We start from the raw sequence: 1,328 nt of genomic DNA, 5'->3' as shown, positions 1-1,328 counted from the left end.
GTGCAAATTATTGATTTGACAGTGTCAAATGGGATTCCTATTTATGCGATAAAAATTGTTATATGACTCCCGAACACCGACGCCCGCGCCGAGGCCGTCGCGATCATCCGCGACGACGCCACGCTGTCGCGGCACCCGGCGCTGGCGGCCTCGGTGGCCGCGCTGGTCGACGAGGAGCGCGCCGAGTTCCTGGAGAAGGGATGATCTACCACTTCTGCCCGCGGGCCGACTGGGAGTCGGCGGGTGCGGTGTACGAGGCGGACAGCTTGCGGACGCAGGGCTTCATCCACTGCTCGCCCCGGGATTGGGTGCACGAGTCGGCGACGCTGCGGGTCGCCGGCCGCGACGACATCGTGGTGCTGGAGATCGACGAGGCGAGGCTGCCGTCCCCGGCGGTCTGGGAGGACGGCGATCCCCCGCATGCCGACGGCCGCCAGTTCCCGCACGTCTACGGCCCGATCCCCCGGGCGGCGGTGGTGTCGGTGTTCCCGCTGCCGTCGTCCGCCGACGGCTCGTTCGCCCCGCTGCCGTGAGGGCGGTGGTTCTGGTGACGGGCATGTCCGGCGCCGGCAAGTCCACGGCCCTGGCCGAGCTGGGGCGCCGCGGCCACCGCACGGTCGACACGGACTATGCGGGCTACGCGGCGGAGACGCCCGACGGCCAGATGTGGATCGAGTCGCGCATCTCCGAGCTGCTCGACGATCACCGGGAGGGCGCGCTCTTCCTGGCCGGCTGCGTCCCCAACCAGGGCTTGTTCTACCCACGCTTCGACGCGGTCGCCCTGCTGACCGCCCCGCTGGAGCTCCTGTTGTCCCGGGCGGCCGGCAGATCCAGCAACCCGTTCGGCGCCACCAGCGAGGACCGCCACCGCATAGCCACCGACACGGCCGCAGTCGAGCCACGCCTCAGAGCCACGGCCACAGCGGTCATAGACACCCGCCTCCCACCCGCCGAGGTAGCCGACCACCTAGAGTCCCTGGCCCGCAAAACAGCCACTGACCAGTGGTAGCCCAGCAGGCCATCGGCGTCTTGGATGGCCTCCTGAGCTACCACTTCCGGTCTCAACCGGCGCCGCAAGCGAAAAGTGGCAGCTCAGCGGGCTATCCGAGGCCTGGATACCCGTCTGAGCTACCACTTCCCGTGCCCACCGGGCGCGCCAAGCCCACAGTGGTAGCCCAGCCACCTTTCCGAGGCCCCGACACGTGGGTGAGCTACCACTTCCCGTGCCCACCAGGCGCGCCAAGCCCACAGTGGTAGCCCAGCCACCTTTCCGAGGCCCCGACACGTGGGTGAGCTACCACTTCCCGTGCCCACCAGGCGCGCCAAGC

The 1,328-nt window shown here is 69.1% G+C and carries 2 protein-coding genes; both read left to right on the top strand.

Going from position 1 to position 1,328, the window contains the following annotated elements:
• Window positions 1-200: 200 nt before the first annotated feature.
• Window positions 201-533 (top strand): DUF952 domain-containing protein, encoded by a 333-nt coding sequence (locus tag AB0M20_RS43960; RefSeq protein ID WP_364307479.1) that lies wholly within the window; start codon window positions 201-203, stop codon window positions 531-533.
• Between the two features lie 5 nt (window positions 534-538).
• Window positions 539-1,009: an AAA family ATPase gene (locus tag AB0M20_RS43955; RefSeq protein WP_364307477.1), complete on the top strand. Its 471-nt coding sequence runs from the start codon at window positions 539-541 to the stop codon at window positions 1,007-1,009.
• Window positions 1,010-1,328: the final 319 nt, after the last annotated feature.

Origin of the sequence: Actinoplanes sp. NPDC051633 (genome assembly GCF_040681735.1) — a bacterium.
In the GTDB taxonomy this organism is placed as follows: domain Bacteria; phylum Actinomycetota; class Actinomycetes; order Mycobacteriales; family Micromonosporaceae; genus Actinoplanes.
Note: the sequence above shows the minus strand (reverse complement) of the source record. Positions and strands in the feature narration are given on the sequence as shown.

Coding starts and splice junctions, on each gene's coding strand:
- AB0M20_RS43960 (WP_364307479.1), top strand. CDS start 201: ATGATCTACCACTTCTGCCCGCGGGCCGACTGGGAGTCGGCGGGTGCG.